This window comes from Paenibacillus sp. YN15, assembly GCF_003285005.1.
Classification (GTDB): Bacteria; Bacillota; Bacilli; order Paenibacillales; family NBRC-103111; genus Paenibacillus_AR.
The window spans coordinates 542,260-562,733 of record NZ_QMFA01000001.1 but is presented as its reverse complement, the minus strand read 5'-3'; the positions used below and the strand labels follow the sequence as shown (position 1 = coordinate 562,733).

Annotated in this window: 17 protein-coding genes and 1 tRNA gene; 2 read left to right on the top strand and 16 right to left on the bottom strand. The window is 49.9% G+C overall.

Going from position 1 to position 20,474, the window contains the following annotated elements; genetic code table 11:
• Positions 1-97: 97 nt before the first annotated feature.
• From DQG13_RS01950 to DQG13_RS01935, 4 genes are all read right to left on the bottom strand, one after another.
• On the bottom strand, positions 98-613 hold the full coding sequence (locus DQG13_RS01950; protein WP_113017662.1) for a hypothetical protein: 516 nt from the start codon (positions 611-613) through the stop codon (positions 98-100).
• A gap of 1,543 nt (positions 614-2,156) precedes the next feature.
• Complete coding sequence (locus DQG13_RS01945) at positions 2,157-3,092, bottom strand: hypothetical protein (RefSeq protein ID WP_113017661.1); 936 nt, start codon at positions 3,090-3,092, stop codon at positions 2,157-2,159.
• A gap of 148 nt (positions 3,093-3,240) precedes the next feature.
• Positions 3,241-4,947, bottom strand: coding sequence for a stalk domain-containing protein (locus DQG13_RS01940; RefSeq protein ID WP_181592508.1), 1,707 nt, complete (start codon positions 4,945-4,947; stop codon positions 3,241-3,243).
• Positions 4,944-5,483 carry a zinc ribbon domain-containing protein gene (locus DQG13_RS01935; RefSeq protein WP_113017659.1) on the bottom strand — a complete coding sequence of 180 codons (540 nt, stop codon included), beginning with the start codon at positions 5,481-5,483 and terminating at the stop codon, positions 4,944-4,946. Before DQG13_RS01935 ends, DQG13_RS01940 begins: the two co-directional genes overlap by 4 nt.
• 223 nt (positions 5,484-5,706) lie before the next feature.
• Here DQG13_RS01935 and DQG13_RS01930 point away from each other — a divergent pair, with 223 nt between their 5' ends.
• A complete protein-coding gene (locus DQG13_RS01930) occupies positions 5,707-5,985 on the top strand; it encodes a helix-turn-helix domain-containing protein (protein ID WP_113017658.1) in 279 nt (92 codons plus the stop codon).
• Between the two features lie 69 nt (positions 5,986-6,054).
• Here DQG13_RS01930 and DQG13_RS01925 read toward each other — a convergent pair whose 3' ends face one another.
• Complete coding sequence (locus DQG13_RS01925; RefSeq protein WP_146767080.1) at positions 6,055-6,345, bottom strand: hypothetical protein; 291 nt, start codon at positions 6,343-6,345, stop codon at positions 6,055-6,057.
• Positions 6,346-6,591: 246 nt separating this feature from the next.
• Here DQG13_RS01925 and DQG13_RS01920 point away from each other — a divergent pair, with 246 nt between their 5' ends.
• A complete protein-coding gene (locus DQG13_RS01920; RefSeq protein ID WP_113017656.1) occupies positions 6,592-6,801 on the top strand; it encodes a hypothetical protein in 210 nt (69 codons plus the stop codon).
• Positions 6,802-6,970: 169 nt separating this feature from the next.
• Here DQG13_RS01920 and DQG13_RS01915 read toward each other — a convergent pair whose 3' ends face one another.
• The 11 genes from DQG13_RS01915 to nrdR all read right to left on the bottom strand — a co-directional run bounded on the left by DQG13_RS01915 (position 6,971) and on the right by nrdR (position 20,470).
• The gene (locus DQG13_RS01915; protein WP_113017655.1) at positions 6,971-7,618 is read right to left on the bottom strand and encodes a hypothetical protein; all 648 of its coding nucleotides are present in this window, start codon (positions 7,616-7,618) and stop codon (positions 6,971-6,973) included.
• 12 nt (positions 7,619-7,630) lie between these two features.
• Positions 7,631-8,821 carry a nucleotidyltransferase domain-containing protein gene (locus tag DQG13_RS01910; protein WP_220094314.1) on the bottom strand — a complete coding sequence of 397 codons (1,191 nt, stop codon included), beginning with the start codon at positions 8,819-8,821 and terminating at the stop codon, positions 7,631-7,633.
• A gap of 1 nt (position 8,822) precedes the next feature.
• Positions 8,823-10,001 (bottom strand): SAVED domain-containing protein, encoded by a 1,179-nt coding sequence (locus DQG13_RS01905; RefSeq protein ID WP_113017654.1) that lies wholly within the window; start codon positions 9,999-10,001, stop codon positions 8,823-8,825.
• A gap of 315 nt (positions 10,002-10,316) precedes the next feature.
• Positions 10,317-10,392, bottom strand: a tRNA-Ala gene (locus DQG13_RS01900).
• Between the two features lie 584 nt (positions 10,393-10,976).
• Positions 10,977-12,692, bottom strand: coding sequence for a beta-N-acetylhexosaminidase (nagZ, locus tag DQG13_RS01895; protein ID WP_113017653.1), 1,716 nt, complete (start codon positions 12,690-12,692; stop codon positions 10,977-10,979).
• A gap of 131 nt (positions 12,693-12,823) precedes the next feature.
• A complete protein-coding gene (locus DQG13_RS01890) occupies positions 12,824-14,461 on the bottom strand; it encodes a response regulator (RefSeq protein WP_113017652.1) in 1,638 nt (545 codons plus the stop codon).
• On the bottom strand, positions 14,458-16,272 hold the full coding sequence (locus DQG13_RS01885; protein WP_113017651.1) for a cache domain-containing sensor histidine kinase: 1,815 nt from the start codon (positions 16,270-16,272) through the stop codon (positions 14,458-14,460). The genes DQG13_RS01890 and DQG13_RS01885 overlap by 4 nt, the downstream gene beginning before the upstream one ends.
• A 117-nt stretch (positions 16,273-16,389) precedes the next feature.
• Entirely contained in the window at positions 16,390-17,229 is an 840-nt protein-coding gene (locus DQG13_RS01880; protein ID WP_113017650.1) for a carbohydrate ABC transporter permease, read from the bottom strand.
• Positions 17,229-18,113: a carbohydrate ABC transporter permease gene (locus tag DQG13_RS01875; protein WP_113017649.1), complete on the bottom strand. Its 885-nt coding sequence runs from the start codon at positions 18,111-18,113 to the stop codon at positions 17,229-17,231. The genes DQG13_RS01880 and DQG13_RS01875 overlap by 1 nt, the downstream gene beginning before the upstream one ends.
• Before the next feature lie 12 nt (positions 18,114-18,125).
• Positions 18,126-19,514 carry an extracellular solute-binding protein gene (locus DQG13_RS01870; protein WP_113017648.1) on the bottom strand — a complete coding sequence of 463 codons (1,389 nt, stop codon included), beginning with the start codon at positions 19,512-19,514 and terminating at the stop codon, positions 18,126-18,128.
• A gap of 485 nt (positions 19,515-19,999) precedes the next feature.
• Positions 20,000-20,470, bottom strand: coding sequence for a transcriptional regulator NrdR (gene nrdR, locus DQG13_RS01865; protein WP_113017647.1), 471 nt, complete (start codon positions 20,468-20,470; stop codon positions 20,000-20,002).
• Positions 20,471-20,474: the final 4 nt, after the last annotated feature.

The window sequence follows — 20,474 nt, the reverse complement described above, 5'->3', positions numbered from 1 at the left end:
TAGATTGACAAGCTCGACGACGATCAAAGCTGCTAATTTATTTTTAGCCGCGACCAGAGTGATGAATGATTTGCCGCTATAGAAATCTCTACGTCCATCATAACAATTTAGGTTTTTCGCTTAGGATCAGGTTAAGGATGCGGTGAAAATACGGACTCCGTAAAATCAGCTTCCCATGAGATTGTTCAACTTCCAAGACGGTGAATACCCCCTCCGAAGGAATCACACCATACACACTCTTAAATGACTTTAGCTTCTCTACAAGCCGGAATCCCTTGCTACCTACACTAGTTCCAAGGAAGGCACTCAGTTCATTAACTGATGTCTCAAATTTAGTACCATTACGTAAATCACGCTTGGAGTATAGAAAGGTAAAAATGGCAGCCATCAGAAGTTGTTCTGGAAGTGGCTCATTCTTCTCCGTGTCTATGATCAACCTGAATATATCATCCAGGCTTAGTGGAACCCCTTGATGATACAAAGTCTGATCCTTTAGCACGTAATCGGTATCATTGAGATGAAGAACCACCGCTAAAGACTCATCCTCCGTAATTACATTACGAAGTGCATCCTTAAATTTAGGTTGAGTGATTGATATAAATTTATGATTCATTTGAAACATCCTTTCGAAAATATAGTTTAGAATTCCTTAGCCAAAAGAGATTTCATTCTTGCGCGATTCTGCTTATCAAGTTTTCAAGGAACGTATTCAACTCCACCAAACCAAAAACTCAACTCCAGATACATCTTTTTTCATCTCAGTGAATAAAAAATAGTAACTCTTGCCGGAAACGCCCCCTCTTGTTTTTTTTACCGATATCTCCTGCCTAATTGAACGTAATCCCCAGAAAAAACGTCAGACCTAGGGCGTATATTTAGGCGGTATTTTTATTCGGTTATACTAATAAAAATTTTCTCACGCCACATCTGTTAAAATTCAAAAACATATCAAGCGTTTGAGATAGATTTGTGACCCCTTCAAAAACAAAAAAGGCGACCCCCAAATACTAGAGTCGCCTTCATTTTTGAATGATTTTCGTTTACGAATAGTCACGAAAACCGATATAGTTTGCTCCCCAAAAAAGCAGCCGCGGCAAGCACTTGTCGCCATGTTTCATGGATACTGGAACGCTTATTTCCAACCGCCTTCAGCCATATGAAGCCTGCCTGAACCAAGGTGATTAAAAATTACGCAGCCAGTTCTACCGTCAAGAGATTGATATGCTGGGACGATAATAACCTCGTCATTTCTTACAAAATTCCCCTCATTACTCTGCAGATTCCAGAATCCAAATAATACGCGGCGAATCCGCTTCATTAAAGGCGATAGGTCAGTTTCCCCTCTTCCCCTTGTCCGACACTTTTCGCAAAAAAGGACACAATGGAAGGACAAGAAAAGAAGTCGTTTTATTCAAAAATTGCGTATGTTTATACATGTCCACTTGTAAGAGGATAGCATGTACTCCTTAGAACGGCGCACTGTTGCAGGTTTTAACGATTACCGTGAAAAATTTTCGTTTGGAGATTCATCCATCATGTATACAGTATTCTTATCTATCATGAATCATAATCATCAATCACTATATCTTAAACTCTATACTTGATGAAAGACCCTTCAAAGAACCTAAGAGCAAAGGCAAAGACAAAAAGACCCTGAACGGGCCGAGGGGCAATAAACATCCCTTGGGGCCGTCCAGGGATTCCCAATGCGTGGTCTGACAAAGTCGGCACCACGCTATTGATATACTAAACACTGGCGCCCTGCAACCTCCGAAAAACCCAGCAATATCAAGGCTTTTCTACCTTTCCCCGTCCAGTTCCCAGTGAGAATGGACAGATCCAAATGAGAATGGGACACATTCCATCTTTTTCATGAAGAGCATTTTGAATGGAACCCAACCGATAGGTATCTACATCAATAGTAGCATCTATGCCGACCTAAGCCAACCCACAAATTCAAAACCACGTAAAGCCACCAGAACGCCTCGTTTGAACGAAGGCAGGCCCATGGAGCGGGGGAGACAGAACCCGCCACAGAGCCATTGTGAGCGCGTAGCAGCGCAGGGGGGTGTGCTTTCCCTTCGATTTCAGCAGGAGCAGAATCAAGCCTACAATAATTAAGCATGCACCTCCAACCTCCCCGCCCGCTTACGATGTTACCTACGAAAAATGTTATCACCCAGTTTAATAACGTTGGTTTCCCCTTCATCGGGGATTACTAAATTGACAGAGGTCTCGCTGGACTTAAAGACAAACGGATTTTCCGGGGAAGCTTTAGCTGTCCATGAAGTCTTCATATCCAGACCAGAGAAAGCCCCGGCTCGGATGGCATCAGAGTCGAGCTTGGCTGTAACCTCACCATTAGCATTTACGTCCGACAGGTACAGGTTGATTGTGACGTAATAACCGTCTTTTGAGGTGAACTTGTAATTCCATCTACCCCCAAGAGCATAGGAACGCTTCCAATCGGCTGACTTGACCTCACTGGTCTTTTCCCAGTAACCAGATTCTTTGTTGTAGGTGAAATTATACTTAATGGTACCACTTTCTGTAATGATGGCGTTTTTGGACGACTTACTTAAGGTTATTGTATCAGTACCATTTGGAAGGTCGCTTTTTTGATCCACCACTTTAGTGTCCCAGTAGCGAGTCTTCTCAGAGTTAAAAGTGGCAGTACGTCCCATGAAATCAGGCAAGGAGAGCGGGTTTATTCCTTCTTTGGGGGTGACTACTAAATCTTCAATTTTATTTACTCCAGTCACCACCCACTGTTCATCCATGTACTGTAAGTGAGCACGGTAAAGCGACTCCTTATGAACGGGAGTCTTGGCGGCAGGATCTTTAATCGTACTGCCTTTGAGTTGCCCACCGGACTCAACACTAACCTTAATGTCTATCCCATCATTTGTCTTTTCTATTTTGCGGTTGCTGAACTCGGTAATCGTGAAATCACTTCTAGAGTCCTTTGATGAAAGATAGGAAGTGATTGCTGACTTCAATTTCACCTCATCCAACGGCTTAGGTGCAGTCGAACAAGCACCCAAAGATAAGGCAAGACTTACCGAGATTGCACCAATGATTAGTTTCTTCAACGTAGAACACTCCTAAGCAGAAATAATTGATACTTTTAGTTTTACCGAGATTGATAGCGGCTATCTCCGTGACAATCTTTGAATTTATCCCGATTCCACTTCATTATCCGATCAATCCCCTTATGAGTTTATTTTGCTTATTCGGCTTTTACTCGTTTCTTAGGTGAATATACTTTTGAACCTGAATAGATAATATCCCCTCGCTGTAGCCATCTATATGGTCAATATCTGCTCCGGTGGCTAATAGGGTATCGTCTTTTCCTTCCAGACTTACCCGGTGCAAAGTCTTATTGGAAGAGGAGGAGTCGCCCTTCTTCGTATAATAAATGAAGTTGCCGTGAAGCAGAAATGAACCTATATTCTCGGCTATTAAGGTATCCTGTTCACCATTTGAGAGAATACGACGTAAATGACTATTACGTGTAATGAAGCCGCGATCATTGGCTTCTTTAACCTCGGCTGTATAAAACATATATTTACCGCTGACTTTCAAATCAAACACCTTATCCAGAAAAGGGGTGTCCTCGCCGCTGTTCAACGAAATACGATGGATGGATAAAGAGACTGGAAAGACATTATCAATGATATCGCCCACTCCATAATACAAGTGATCATCAAAAATAATAGGGGTAAGAAAACGGCTGACTTCAACATCGCTATTCGAAAACGGATAGCTCCTTTCGCCATTTTTGTCGATCTTGGCTATTCCTTTTAATGCTCCGTAACTAAATTCTCCTCCATTACGGAATAAAGCCCTCACATAAATATCATCAGCAGTTTCACCAAAAGGAATGGCTTCTGAAAACACACCATCAAACGAATGGCTCGTTTTCGGGTATGCGGATGTGGGGAACGTATGTCCTTCTAAGCGTTCACTGGACACTAAAAAGTATTTGTAGCCTAAATCCTTTGTAGGGTTATATGTCTCCAAATAATCAAGAGATGTATCCACTCCTTGCGAAAGTTCGTGCTTATTCCTAATATTATTGTCCGAATCATTCCATGTTGCATCAATATGATAATACTGACCGTTGAGTTGTACCATGTTCCATGAATGCTCACCGGCTCTCACGGTCCCCATCACTCTTATATTTTCGATTTCGACCTTATCCAATAAAACAGACATGGCTTTCGTATAGCCATCACATACCGCTAAGCCGCCAAGGAGAGCGCCTTCCGCAGAATAAGATAATAGAGGAACCGTACCTTTGTAATAATTCACATAATCATAGGTAACATGGTTAACCACATACTTGTGAATCGCATAGATCTTCTGAAAGTTCGTCATAGTAGGCGTTATGATCTGACCGATAATCTGGTTCACTTTAGCCTTAAGGGGAGACAAATGCTCAAAACTGGTAATACTCACGGATGCCGTCCGCATATCCCATTCTACATTGGCCAAAAGAGCTTCCGATATGAAGCGCAAAGGAACCATAGTGGTACCGTCGATAAGCTGTGCCTTTGTTGGAAGCGGCCATGATTGGTCCCCAATTTTTCCAATGGCGCTGCCGATTGTAAGCTGAATTCTCTTGTCATCCTTTACCGCTGTAACAGTCTGGGTACTAGCATCAAAACTCACTACTGCACCCAGTTGTTCGAACACAGGACGAAAGGGAACCAACGTCACTTCATCGATCATAACTGCTGGCGGATCAAAGGATTGCAGGACTCCATCCAAGCGCACAGGAACCTGCTTGGTAGAGACCGAGGCTTGTTCTGCCTGCACAGAGTTATTATCAAAGAACAGATTGCTGCCAACGAAGGCACTGCCGAGCGCGATTGTCCATAGGAGCACCTTGATTCTACGGCGATCCCACACTTTTATGTATGAAGAAATTCTGTTCAACATCATCGGTTCCCTCCAGCGGCAGGCTGAAGTATTGCTCCACATGAAGAACAAAACTGGCTATTCGCTCCCACTGAAGAACCGCATTGTTCACAAAAGGTTTGTCTGCCATTACCTTCTCCAGTAGTAGCGGCCATCCCACCTCCTGCCAAGATCTCCTTAGAAGCAACATAATGAATCACTGGCGCTTGCTTTGTTTTCAATAAAAGTAGAGTTAAACCAAGGATGACCAGACATGCACCGCCGATCACGATAAAAATCGGCGTATGATCCGGTTTGTCTGACAGGGCATTTGACAGCTTCCCTTGCAAAGTGTTCTTCTGCTCATTGTATTCAAGAAATCCATACACAATTAAAACGACTCCCGCTGTAAGCAAAATTGCGCCTATAAGGGTTTTCAGTGCGCTAAAGAAATGGATAATTCCTTGAAGCCACGCCCGATTGGATCGACCACGGATAACCGATGACAGAGCATAGCCAATTGCGATGAGTAAAAGAAGTAAAACCAGCATAGGTATTCCTGCATTATAAGTCGTGCTCATTTTTTCCTCCCCATATTAGATATTGAACTGAACATATTTCGGATTTTCATGGTTAGGCTCCTTTAGTCACCCATAAAGCTGCTTTTTCCTGATCCATCATCCTCTCACTGCATACAATCTGAAAATACAATGAATAAAATACATATATTACCTTTTTGTTGAATACTTTCAACTGTCGTTTTTATCATACCATGATGTAATAGTTTCTAAAAGAGGTTTTTTCATGCGTCAATCCAAAGAACTCATTCCAAAAATCATCGGCAGAATCCTTCAAGCAGAACGAAATAGACAAACTCCAAAAATCAGTCAAGAAGAGATTGCTTACCGTTGTAATTTAGATCGCTCATTTATCTCTATGGTGGAGAGCGGGAAGCACGAGCCATCAGTGAGCAAGATTTTCGACTTATGTAATGGTCTCGGTATCAAGCCAGCCGTCTTCTTCCGCAGGGTTGCAGAAGAGTATGATAAGCTTGTATCCGACCAAGAATCATTAGATGAGTAATATCCTGTTGATTGTATTTCGTAATGCTTTGGAGAAAGCAGAAGCCGCGGCTCCTGCTTTCCTCCATGTTTAGTCCGCCATACTGTTTAACAGGCGCTTCCAAATATGAAGACCATCCTTAAGTCCCGCGTAATACAGCCACTCCTTTTCTAACGTACAGCGATAGTTAATGTTTTCTTCCCATTTAAGCATCAGTTCGACCTGCTCCGGGATAAGTTGCTTCCTAAGCCTGGCTGTTATTTCTTGTTGCTGATGGGTAGGTTCCTTCAACTCCTCCATATTTGAAACCTCCCTAGCCCGTTCAAAAAAGCGTTCCTCAAATGCAGGATTCATCCAATCCGGCCAATGCTGCCGCGCCATCCATACCCCACCCTTCTTCGCGTTTCTGGCATGTTACCTTGGTTCGGCTATGGTTTGCAAGTAAATAATGGCGCGGCGACACGCTTTAAAGTAAAAGCGTTCCCAGACCGCCTGAAGCCGTCAGGAAAATGTTCCTGGGGGAGTTGTTGTAAGGCAAGGTCCGGTGCTCTGCGCAGCGCTGTGCCCCGGCGGAGCGGTTAGAATCGTGCGAGTTGGTCGATTTGTTCATAGCGCTACCTGTAATTCTTGCTGCTGGCTCAAGTTGACGATTATAGAATCGTGCTCGGCTCGAATAACTTCGATTTCCTTGCTGATCTCGACGCGGCGGTCGAGGGTCATCTAACGATGACCGTGTTCGACTGCCAGCTTCAGGTGACGCTGGGTAAGGGAGAGCAAGTGCTGCTCGGTGGGGGGATCGATATCGAGTTGGTACAGGTGGATTTGCTTGGACCTTAGAAGTTTGTTGTTAGCTTCCCGAAGTTTATTGTATTTCACCTCTCTTCTGGCGTTATTTCAAAGGTATTATCATCGTTTTAGTTGCTTAATTTGCATAAAAAAAGCATCTACAGCGCAGGAAGCTGTAAATGCAACAGTTGTAATACTAATTGATGTCTACTAATGAATTTTAATATCCCTTGATATTCTGCAATTGCTCTCTATAGTACGACGAGGGGGCAATTTGCCTATATTGATTAAGTACTTTGCGGAAATTGCATGCACCCAATCTCTTTCCGCACTTGCAGGGACACGCTTGTTTATTTGCTAGTCGCTTGTTTACTCCTAGCAATCTTAGGGCATATATGACCTGATCCCGAGTCGTTAGCCCTAAAAGCTGCGTATAATCATAGATTATTCCCTTCTGACCATGAGCAAGCTCGCCGAATATAAAGCTTCCACCGTTTTGAAGCTTATATGAAACAGCATACAAATAAGGAACAAGACATTCTTCTGCAAATACGTTAATAGTCGGATTCCTACTTAACTTTTTGAAAAGCCGAAGGGGGGAGCCGAGACACAATGTATTGTCTGGATTAATATGGTAATTATGATCTCTAGGTATTTTACCGCCATCTTCCTCCACTATTGGTATATGGAAGGGGAATTTCGATGGAATCCTAATTGATAGACTATAAGAATCCTCAATCTCTGGCAGCCCCTCGACTTTTGCTTTAAATTTGAATAATCCTTTCAGAATAGTGTCATTCTCTCTCGATGGTGCTATTGTCATTCCAGGGTAATCCTTTAGAAAATCTAAAATACCATTCTGAAGCATAAACATAGACTCCTATATACCATTTGTCCAAGGTTTTGGAGGATCGTTGATTATATGTTGCTTTGAAGTAACTGTTGCCATTAATTCCTTGTTTACCCCCATACCTTTTGCCAATTTATCTGCACTAACTTTAAGGCCGAATTTTAATTGAGCTTGTTCCGTAATAAAAGTTGTGTCACTTGTAGAAGTTATATTTGCCAAGTCACTCTGAGCTTGATAGAGCCAGTTTTTGAAATTCTGTTCTAGATTTAAATGACGACATTCCGGCATACTCCAGCGATCAGCAAAATCTTCAGCAGGATTCACAGGATTGGGTACTCTAGGCGTATTCGTATTAATATGCTTTGCCATCGTTGCTAAAATATTAGTAAGTGCTGACACCAAATCTTCTTCACCATTATACGCCCTTGCTGCAAGAGTAGTAATTATAATGGAAATGGGCTTGGATTCGTTTTCACCAAACATTATATCACGATGCCTCTTCAGTATTTGAATGCAACGCTGAAGTGGCGTTTTGCGAGTATGAACAGGAACCTGGTCTACTTGTGCTTTCTCCATGAGTATTTGCTCATTAGTGCTTTTCATACGATTTTCAAACCATTTTCCATATCCCTCTGGATTGCTAATATTCCAGTCATCGCATACTTTATTGTAACTTTTATGCCTATCATCGGTTATTGCTACAGAAAACTGTGATGCATGTTGTGCTACCGTTTGATCAAGCCCGGAGTTCACCATCGATTCCAAAAGAATTTTCTGCTTAGCCTCTTCTTCTGGGATACATGGCACAATGTCCATGTGAAAACTGATATCATCTTGGTATTCCAATCTCCAACAACGATGTTTAGAAACAAGCTCTTCCTTAATATTACGGGCTTTTCTGTAATATTCCAGTTCTTGACCAATAAGTTCTTTCAGTGACTCCTGAGAATGGGAAAGTTTTGTAACCCCAGACCTAAGTTTACATGCTAAATCCAGATCATACTCCTCTTCTTCATTAATCGGTCTTATTGTTGTTCCTAACATAAACGATCCTTGAGGGAAAATATGTACCTTATTGTCCTTTAATGAAGATTCGTCTCGATCAAACCATTCACCTAAGTCTTGGTATCGTTTGACTGCTTTATCAATTGCAGATTCGGGCAAATCCAGTGCTTCTATCATTTCTTTTAAAATAAATTCTTTTTGCTCTCTTGTGGCCAAGTCATATCCCTCCGATTTCCAGTGCTTTAATAAAAGATCCAACATCATTATTTTGATCATAAATGACCCACGGCATATCTGCTTTCGGCATCCTCGCTCTTCCCATCTCAATCGATAACGAAACAGCCATAGTAGGGAAGATACTTAGCGGTGTTCCAAAACCATGCTTATCCTTTATCTTCACCATAAGCTTCCGTATTGCAGTTCTCATTAAAGATAACTGTGCTTCCGAACGAGTGTTGTCATTACCTAAGTATTGGTCAGCTACAGTCAATTCCCAAATACAAACATCTTTTCCGATTACCCTATGAACTCTTTCATATGAAATTTTATCTGTAAGAGAGATAACGAGTACAGGTGGATGATCGAAAGATTCTGGCTCTTTAATAATAAATTCAAACCCTTCAGGATATTCCTGCCACTTCCATGTCTTAGGTTCCCTAATTGGCTGATAAACATCTACGTCAGCTTTATCTGTAAACAAAGTCCCTAGTTTAATAAGTAAAGGCATTGGGGCAAGAGCAAACACTGAAAAATGAGCTGAAGTGGGTTCATCTTCAATTCGTCTAGTAATCTCTTTATTAAACATCGTTTCTAAATGATTGCATTCAGTGACCCAAAACTCTGGGGATTTATCTTGGTGTGAACAAGCCATCGACATACTTATAGGTCTTTCCTCGGCGGGATAGCGTTTGGGAAACATAGCATCAATTGCTTCAGCTTTTTGAATAACTGATCTTTGCTCACCAATATTACTGCCATATAAAACGACATGTGACTTTTTGTCAGAAGCAATTCCTGTAACAATAGAAACTCTGGATTCATGATTTTGTTTCCATTGCAAAAGCAGGTTTGCCGAATACTTTTGCCCATTTTCATCTTGATCAATGGTCGTGTGACAACCATGACACATAAGCATTAAATTATCTATATTGTTTAAATCCTTGGGATTGTTTGTAAATGGTCCCCATCCTCTTGGACCTTTCTCGGAAAAGGAATAAATATGTGCTTTTTCAGAAATATTTACTCGCTCTTGAGTGACTGGTGATTTGAATAATAAAATGTTGCAACCTTCAAACTCGCATCTTCCTGCGGCTCTTGCCCACAGTTCTCGTTCAACTTCTCTTTTTATATATCTGGTAACTTCTTTTACTTGTCCATTTCTTTTAGCCTTTGCCACAAATCCCCCTCCTGTACATAAATGCCTGTTAGCACTTTAGTTGATCGAGTGCTATTTTCAGTATATTACAAATTATTTATCAAGTAAAGAGAAAAACAGAACGTGTGTTTTGTTCCGTCCTATGAACTTATCGATTCACACAATTACTACTTTTCAAGTGGAGTCGCTTCCCAAAGGAATTAAAGACATAAAAGCCCAGATCGAATGAAATCGGGCTTTTGCTAATCGACGAGCAGTACTGACTCAATATTAAGGATTCCACATAAAACAAACTCGAAACAAAAAAACGGCATCTCTGCCGTTTGTGTGTGGTGTTGGTGGAGAATAGGGGGCTCGAACCCCTGACCTCATCGCTGCCAGCGATGCGCTCTCCCAGCTGAGCTAATTCCCCATCCCTCAAACTTATGCTGGTATTCAATTCTTGGGGCAGTGTAACCGACCATGCCGGACTCCCAGCTGAGCTAATTCCCCATCCCTAAAACTTGCGCTGGTATTCAATTTTTTGGGGCAGTGTAACATGCCACGCCGGACTCCCAGCTGAGCTAAGGCCCCGTAACTTCCGGTATTCTGCCGGACAAGAACTAATTATACATAGGCTTTTTGCAAAACGCAAGAGGGATTTTTGTTGGTTTTCGCTACCTTAGGAGGGAGCAGAAAACACATCAAAAGACTTGCTCCACAGCAGCAAGAGGCTTTCCGCTATTCAGGCAGCCTAACCTAGCCTGCGCGAACCCTCCCTTTTATTTCTAACGGCGGCTACAGCCTCTATTTCTGTAATATGACTGCCTTTGTCATTCTAACGGCGGCCAGTGCCGTTATTTGACCCCTTTTTCCGGTTTGCGGCTTCAATTGGGGCAAATAAAGGCTGCTGCTTCCGTTACATTTTTGAACGGGCTATTTTTCCCGAAATAGCGACGCTCACCGCCGTTAAAAAAGCAGTGAACGCCGCGCCCTAATACACAACAGGCATCTCGATTAAAATTCGCCAGCCACGCCACCCAGGCCCCACCCGGCCGGGTACTCCGCTGACAGGGTGACGGGCAGCCTGCCCTGCGGCGCCAGCTTGCCCGCCAGCACTCCGGCGGCGGCCAACAGCATAGGCGGCCTGCTCTCGTAGCAGGCCGCATAAGCATGGACCTGCGGCAAAACCCGCAGGTCATAGGGATTGCGCAGGGCCACAGCCGTGACCCTGGCACCGGGCAAACCCGCCAGCTCCCGCACCAGGCGGGCTTGCCCCGGGAAAAAGGCGGCGTTATACACGCCCGCCACAATCTGCAGGCGGCCTGCCCGCGCCGCCACCAGCACTGCCTCCCGCTCCGCCGCCGTTGGCTCCGTACCGATCACCAATTCCCGCACATCTGCCACGTAGGCGGCCAGCGCCTTCCCCAGGGTCAGCTCCTGGGGCATGATTTCATCCACCTCGCTGCTCCGCCGCACCTCCGGCCAGATTACCAGGGTGGGCGCTTCCTGCCGCAGCGGCAGAGTCCCCGCTTCCGCCTTAACCAGAGTGACGCAGCGCCGGGCCGTTTCCTCCACCCACCGACCATGCGCCGGGTCGCCTGCCGGACGCACATCTCCCGTTTCCACAAGCCGCCGCCACACTTCCTCCCGCCGCGCTTTGGCCCGCAAAATGCGCGCCACCGCTTCGTCAATCCGCGCCATAGGCAGCTCGCCGCTCTCGGCTGCGCTGTACAGCGCCTCCAGCGCTTCTATCTGCCGGTCCTCCCGGTGGCTAACCAGCACCATATCTGCGCCTGCTGCCACGGCCAGCACAGCTCCCCGGCCTACCCCCACAGTCTGGGAAATGGCATTCATCTCCAGGCAGTCGGTGACAATAACGCCCTCATACCCCAACTCCCGCCGCAGCAGCCCTCCCAGAATAGAAGGTGAAAGAGTCGCCGGCACCCCGCTGGGATCGCAGGCGGGAAACTGCACGTGGGCAGTCATAATGGCGTCCACCCCGGCCAGAATCGCCTGGCGGAAAGGCGGCAGCTCCACCTGCTCCAGCCGTTCCCTGCTATGGGGCACCAGCGGCAGCTCATGATGGGAATCCGCCGCGGTATCGCCATGGCCGGGGAAGTGCTTCGCGCAAGCGCTTACGCCCGTCTCCTGATATCCCCGTATCGCAGCCGCTCCCAAAACAGCCACCAGCTCCGGGTCCTCGCCAAAAGACCGGACCCCCACCACCGGGTTGGCCGGATTATTATTCACATCCACACAAGGGGCAAAGTTCAGGCTAATCCCCAGCTGCCGCAGCTCAACGCCGGATATGCGGGCCGCCTCATATGCTAGGTCCGCCCCGCCTGCCGCCCCCAAGGCCATATTGCCGGGAACCGGCGACACGTCCCGGTCAATGCGCGCCACCATACCGCCCTCCTGATCCACGGCAATCCAAAGCGGCGCGCCCCCCGCAGCATGATTTGCCTCCCGCAGCCTCCGGGAAAGCCCCGCCACCTCTGCAGCCGAACCGATATTCCGCCGGAAATAGATGATACCGCCCACCCGGTAGTCCCGGATCAAACGGAGAATCCCCTCGGAAGGCTGGGTTCCGTCAAACCCGCACATGACCATTTGCCCCAGCTTTTGCCGGAGAGACCAGCTCTCCAGTCCTCCCCCAGGAGCCGGATCACGCGCAGCCCTGTTATCTTTGCCCACATCATCGGTCTTGCTCGCATCATCGGTCTTGCTCATATCATCGGTCACATCCTTTTCCCAAGTCCGGGCGGCCCGCTCATTTTCCCCTAGGAACCTGTCCGACGGAGTTGTTTAGGCGAATCAGTTTCATTCCTTTCCCTCCCACTCATTCCATCATAAATATTTATTCACTTTTTCCTTTCACCGGACAAACTCCCGGCTCCCTCTTGCCCCTCCGCCTTCCGAGCCTCCCGGAACTCCGAAGGCAGCTCTCCCGTCAGCTTGTGGAACACCTTGTTGAAGTACCGCCGCTCCGAATAGCCCACTGCCCGGCCGATTTCCGTGACACTCTTATCCGTCAAAACCAGCAGGGATTTGGCCATCTCCACCCGCTCCGAGGTGACATATTCCACGAAGGTGACGCCGAACTGCTGCTTGAACAGCAGGCTGAAATAACTGGAGCTGATACTGAGCGCCCCCGCCACCTCATCCACCCCTAAATCCCGGGACAGGTTGCGGTGAATATAGTCCTTGGCGGCATGCATCAGCATATCCCCGGATTTTTTGCTCATGGCGGTGGAGAGACTGTCGTTCACAATCCGCTCCACCACCTCCAGCAGCTCCTTCACCCGGTCTGCCTGCTCCATCAGCGCCCAAATCTCATGCTCCTGGGCGGCAGACAGGACATCCAGACTCCTCATTTCCCGCAGCATATGAAGCACGATGAAATAAGCCAGCTTTTCCGCATGGGCCAAGGATTGCCCCGACAAAGCAGCCAACTGCTGGTTCACCCGGGCCAGCTTCTCTTTGACCTGGGCACGGTCACAAATCTTCAAAGCCGACACCAGCTCGGCGATAGTCTCCCACAAGGCGCTGCGGCTGGCTTCGCCCCCTTCGCCCAAGCGGTATACCACCACGGAGCAATCCTGCTCCTCCGCCAGATGCACGCTGCGCTGCAAGGACCGGAATGCCCGGGGCAGCTCCTCCATGCCCAGGGACGCCAGGCAGATGCCAAAGGCCAGCCCGATTTTCACATGGGTCCGCACACTCTCCTGCAATTCCTCCGCCAGCCTGCGGCCCTCCGCCTCACTGATGCCGAGATCCTCCAAACGCCGCTCCACCAGAATGCACCATTCTCCTTCGCGGGTTTGCAATACGGCATGACGGCAGCCCCTCATGGCCAGCGTATCCTTCAGCACATTGCGGATGGCAAAATTCCACAGCTTCCGGTTCTGCTCGGAGGCCAGCCGGTATTGCCGCGCATATTCGTGAATGTCCGCCAGCAGCATAAAGTAGCGGACCCGCTCCAGCCCCTCCAGATCATCCCCCACCATGTCGTGGGGAATAACCGCGCCGTAGTCCATGATCATATCGTACAAAAGCTTCTCATACGCCAGCTCCATGGCTTGCCCCAGCATCTGCTCCTCGCTGGTCCGCTCCATCCGGTCCCGCCGGATGGACTCCGCCAGCTTCCCGATAACCCGGGTCAGCTCGTCATAATCGAAGGGCTTCAGGATGTAATCCTTCACCCCCAGCCGGATCACCGAACGGGCATATTCAAAATCCTGATACCCCGTAAGCATCACCACCTCCGCCCGGCAATCCGTTCCGGCCAAGGCTTCCAAAAAGGCGATGCCGTCCATAACCGGCATACGAATGTCGCAGAGAATCAGATCGGGATGAAGGAGCTTGACCTGCTCCAGAGCCTGAAGGCCATTGTTTGCCGTCCCGGCCACTTCCATGTCCATCTCCTGCCAAGGCAGCACCCGGCGCAGATTCTCCAGAATTTTGGCCTCGTCATCCACCAGCAGTGCTTTCAGCCTCATCCTCCATCACCTCCTTCCGCCAGCGGCAGCACCAGCTTGATCACAGTACCCGCCCCCGGGCTGCTGGAGAGGAACAGCCCGTAGCGCAGGCCGTAGCCGATGCGGATGCGGTCCGCCACATTGCAGACGCCCAGCCCCCGCCGCTCCCCTGTCTCCGGCAGATCCGCATGGGCGGTGTCCCGCTGGCTTTCGTACTGGAACTTGGCCAGCTTGCCCGGCTCCATGCCGATGCCGTTGTCCTCCACCCAGAACACCATCCGGCCCCGCTCCGCCTCCGCCCTGATCCGGATGCTGCCCATATAATCGATGCCCTCGAAGCCGTGCTGGATGCTGTTCTCCACCAGAGGCTGGAGAGACAGCTTCGGCATGGTGCAGCGCAGCAGCTCCTCCGGCACCTCGATCCGGTAATCGAACAGCTCCTCGAAGCGGAACTTCTGGATCTCCAGATAGCTGGTGAGATGCTGAAGCTCCTGCTCCACAGTGATCACATCCTTCTGCTGGATGCTGATCCGCAGCAGATTCCCCAGCCGCGCCACCATCTGGCTCACCTTGCGGCCCTGATTTTGCACCGCCAATATATTGATGGACTCCAGCGCATTAAACAGAAAATGCGGCTTGATCTGGGCCTGCAGCGCCTGAAGCTCCGCCAGCTTCTTGCGCTCCTGCTGGCGCATCACCTCATGGAGCAGCTCCGCCACCCGGGACACCAGACTGTTGAAGCCTTTTGCCAAAAGCGACATTTCATCCGATCCCACCACCGGAAGCCGGGCCGACAAGTCCCCCCGCTCCACCATGCGCATGAACTTTACCGTCTGGATCACCTGGCGGGTCACCCGGTTGGTGAAGAACAACAAGAACAGCACCGCCGAAAAAGCGCAAACCAAGAGCAGCATCCCCAGCCACCGGGCATACAGCATCACCTCCCGGGACAGGGATACCCACGAGGTGACGGAGATAAGCCGCCAGTCCTCCACCCCCAGCTCCACGCTGGCCAAGAGACTGTCCTGGTTTTCAAACCGGGCTCTTCCTGTCTGATAAGCCTCCCCGCCCTCCAGATGGCGGTATTCGGTCAGCTCCTTCAACTGCCTGCCGTCCACCGCTCCGCCGCTGCTGTCAAAAAACACCAGCCCGCTGCCGGACACGATCAGGAAGCGGGTGGCGTATTGCTCCTCCTTAAAGCGGAAATGGCGGAATACCGTTTCCAGCCCGGAGTTTTTCATTTGCACCAGAAGCATACCCTTATCCTGCAAAGTAAGAATATCCTTCACCACCCGGATTTGGGTGAACTCCGTGCCGTTGCCCGTCACCTCCGGGTATTCGCCGGGGCCCACCCACAGGGGAAGCCCCTGGCGGCGCATCGCCTCCCGGTACGCCGGCTCCTCCTTGAAGTGGCCGAAGGGCATGGCAGAGAAGGATTCTTTGGTAAAAATCTGATTGATCCTGCTGTTCTCAAAGGTATACATAAACGCATAGCTGACGGAAGGATGATTCACCAGCAGCTCCCGGAAACTCCGCTGCACCTTGTTCAGCTCCAGATAGTCAATTTTGTCAATATCCTTGCCGCTGTCGGAGCGGTTGTTCAGCACATCCTGGAGAGATTCGCTGGCCACCGTGCTGTCCGTCACCTTATCCATCTCCATAAAGCTGAAGCTGACGCTTTGGCTCAAGGCCCGCAGAGTCAGCTCCGACTGCTGGGCATATTTTTCCTCGATAATGCCGCTGAGCAGATGGTACCCGAGAATCCCCAGAACCGACAGGGGCAGTATGAAGCACAGGAGAAATGCGCCGAACAGCTTGCCTCTTAAGGTCATGTACACGCCTCCCGCTCCGCCTGCCCCTTTTTTTGTATGAACTGCCCTTGCCGCAGTCCGCCCCTGCCATTCCGGCCCCAGGCGTCCGACTGCTCTCCAGCCGTCTTTTTCCCCAACTCAGCCCTTGACGCTGCCTGCGGTAATGCCTTCAATGATCTTCTCCTGCAGAAAGCCGTAGAGGATCAGGACAGGCACCACACTGTAGACGATTCCCGTGCAGATCAGCGCATAATTGGTTTGAAAAGAATCCCGGAACCCCACCATGCCCGTAGGCAGGGTCTTCAGGGAATCCTTGCTGATGAAGAAATTGGCCAGCAGATATTCATTCCATACCCCCAGGAAGTTGACAATGAACACCGTCACCAGCACCGGCAGGCTTATAGGCAATACAATTCTAGCAAACAATCCCAAAGAGCTCAATCCATCCATGATCCCGGCCTCCTCCAGCTCACCGGGAACCGACTTCATAAAGGCGGAGATAAGCAGCACACTTGTGGGAATGGCCCCCGCCGTATACGGCAGGAACAGGGCCCAGTGGGTACCCAGAATCCCCAGCCGCATCACCAGAATGTACTGGGCGATAAACAGCACGTTGCCGGGAATAAGCATTCCGAGAAGCACGAACTGGTACAGAACCCGGCTGGGGCGCAGAAGCTTCATCCGGGTCAGGGCAAAGGCGCAGGCCGCCGCCAGCAGCACCCCTGTTGCCGCCGAGGTCAGGGACAGATACAGGCTGTTGAAAAAATAAACGCTGATTTTGGCTTTTACCCAGGCCTGCACATAGTTCTGGAAGTACAGCTCCGTCGGGAAAGCGAAGGGGTGGCTGGCGATTTCGATGTTGCTTTTTTTGAGAGAAGAGAAAACCACAAACACAAAGGGAAACAGGATAACGGCCACATACAGCAGCAATACCGCATGAGGCAGCAAACGCTTTAGCTTTACACCGGCAGCCGACACTAGCCCTCCCCTCCTTCCATGGTCCGCCCCAGGGTGAACTGGTACAGAGCCGTGAGCACCAGGGCAAAGGCGAAGATAATCAAGGAAATGGCAGTGCCGAAGCCGTAGCTGGGATTTACGCCCATGGCATGGTTAACCAGATAGGAGGCCATCACTTCCGTGGCTCCCACAGGCCCGCCCTTGGTCATAACCAGGATAATATCCACTACCCGCATGGCTCCGGCAATGGAGAGCATCACCACCACAGAGATAATGGGCCGGATCAAAGGCACAGTGACATACCATGCCCGCTTGAAGCCGTCCGCCCCGTCAATCTCGGCAGCCTCGCCAATTTCCCGGGGAATAGCCAGAATCGCCGCCAGCACCAGAACGATGTAGAAGCCCACCCACTGCCAGGCATTGGTGATCAGCACCGCCAGCATGGCCCATTTGCCCTCCGCCAGCCAGTAGATCGGCTCCACGCCGAAGAGGCCAAGAAACTTGTTCAGCGGTCCGATTTCCGGCTCATAAATAAAGCCCCAGAGAATCCCGATAACAGAGGTGGACAGAATGGACGGAATGAACACGGTGGTTTTATAAAAGCGCTGAAGCCGCCGCACGCCGCTGATGAGGATCGCCAGGAAAATAATCAGCGGCACCTGGAAGCCTACCGAAAAAAGAATAAAGTACAGGTTGTTGATGATGGCTTTGTGGAAATCCGGGTCCTCAAAGGCTTTGATGAAGTTCCCCAGCCCCACAAACCTGTATTGCTCCAGCCCGTTCCAGTCGGTGAAGGCATAGAAGGAGGAGCTGAGCATGGGATAAACAAAGAACAGGCAATACAGGATCAATGCCGGAGCCACCAACAGGATGTAGATAGCCGGATTGCGCAGAGTCTGCTTCATGATGAGCGTCCTTTATTTGGAATTGGCTTGCTTTTGCACCTGATCCAGCTTGTCGGCCACTTGCTTGGCGGTTGCGCCTCCGGAGATAAGCTTCTGGATTTGCGTTTCCGTCTCCTTATACACCTCGGACTGGATGGTGGAGTCGAAGTGGGAGAAAGCCCCTCCGGCTTTGTTCACAATATCCATCACCTGCTTCACCAGCGGGTCCTGCACCTTGCCCAGAGCGTCGGCAGACAGCTTCATGGAAGGCAGCACACCATCCTCCAGGAGGCCGCGGAGCTGCATTTCGTCATTGTACATATTCTTGATAAACGCCTTCACCGCCGTCAGCTCGTTGGGCTTCAGGTTGGAGGAGAAGCCGTAGCCGTTGGCATAGTTGCCGTTGACGAAGGTTTGATCGCCCATTCCTCCCGGCACCGCCGGCATGGAGAAGTAGCCTACCTTGTTGGTCAGATCGCCTGCCTGAGCCTGATCCTTGAACACTGAGGAGCGCCAGCTGCCGTCGAACATCATGGCGCCTTTGCCAGTCAGGAACTGGTTCAGCATTTCCGGGTATTCCATACCCAGCTCGCCTTTGGTGAAGTAGCCCTTCTTGACCCATTCCTCATATTTGGAAAATGCAGCCACCACCTCGGGAGCATTCCAGGCTTTTTTGCCGGCGGCAAAACCTTCGATGGCATCGGGCCCGGCGTACCGACCGATGAGGGTGTTCAGCAGCATATTGGGCACCCATGCGCCCTTGGAGCCCATAGCGAAGGGAGTGATCCCCTTTTCCTTCAGTTTGGCGGCGGCGGATTCCAGCTCCTCCCAGGTGGCGGGAACCTTGATGCCGTTTTGCTCAAACAGAGGTTTATTGTAGAAAAAGCCTTCCGTATTGCCGCCGATGGGCAGGCCGTAAACTTTGCCGTCCAGGGTGAACTGGTTCAGGTTGATGAACTTCCCGTCAATGCCCAGCTCCTTCAGAATGGGGGTCAGGTCCAGAAGACGCCCCGCCTTGGCATATTTCAGCGCATCCCCGGCGCCGCCGAACAGGTCAAAAATCTTCGGCGGATTGCCTGCCGCCATCTCCGCGGGAAGCTTGGTGAAGCGGTTCACCTGGTCCTCCACGCCGTCCAGCTGCAGGGTCAGACCGGGCACATCCTGCTGGGTCTTTTTCACCACATCGTCAAGAATGGCCTTGCGGAACTTCTGGGCTTCGCCGATCTGAATATGCCGCAGGGAGACAGTGAAGGGCTCCGCTTTGGGAGCGGTGGACACCTGGGGCGATGCGGTGGCAGCAGTTGTGGCGGCGCCGGATGCAGCAGACGATGGCGCAGAACTGTTGTTGTCTTCCCCGCAGCCGGCCAGCACCGCGGCGGACCCAAGCACGAGGGTCAATGCAAGCGTTAAGGCTTTTTTCATTGGACGGACCTCCCATGTACGTTCTATTGGATTACAACCCGATTATAATCCTGGCCGCCGAAGCCGGGCAGATTCACATTTCCATTATCAGGGGGCAAAATCCTCTACAGGGTAAAACGGCAGCAGGAGGAGATGCGCGGACAGAGAATCCGTTATTTTGCAAAAATACAGCCTTTTGATGATTTCGCGGACTCACGGTACGCTATCTTCTCTCGCCCCCGCCCAAACCCATTCTTTTCCGGCATAACGGATTCTGAGTTATTCTGAGTCCGCTCAGATGAAAAAACACCGTTTTTCCGCCCAATAACGGCTCCTGTGTCCGTTTGTTTGGAGACAGGCCGGCCAGCAGCCGTCCAGACTAACAAAAAAAGGACTCCCGCTGGTCATTCCGGCTGAGAGTCCTTCAATCAAGGCTTGGAAAGCAAGCCGCCATACACGATGAAGCGGCAGGTTTGGCGCCGCGGCGCCTCATGGCCGCCGTCAGCTTACTTCTCGTCCTGGGGCTGCTTCATGAGAATCTGGGTCAGCTCCTTCATGAACATGTTGATGTCCTTGAACTGCCGGTACACGGAGGCAAAACGCACATACGCCACCTCATCCACCGGATACAGCTCCTGCATCACCAGCTCGCCGATACTCCGGCTCTCTACCTCCGCCTGGGCAGTGGTGCGCAGCTGCTTTTCCACCTCGGAGACCAGCGCCTCCAGCTGCTCCACGGACACCGGGCGTTTTTCACAGGCCCGGATCAGCCCGCGCATCACCTTTTCCCGGCTGAACTCCTCGCGGCTGCCGTCTTTTTTGATCACCATCAGCGGGGTTTCCTCCACCATCTCGAAGGTGGTGAACCGTTTCCCGCACTTCTCGCATTCCCTGCGGCGGCGGATGGACTTATTCTCGTTGGCCGCCCGGGAATCCAGCACCTTGGTGCCCGCGTAGTCGCAATATGGACATTTCATGGAT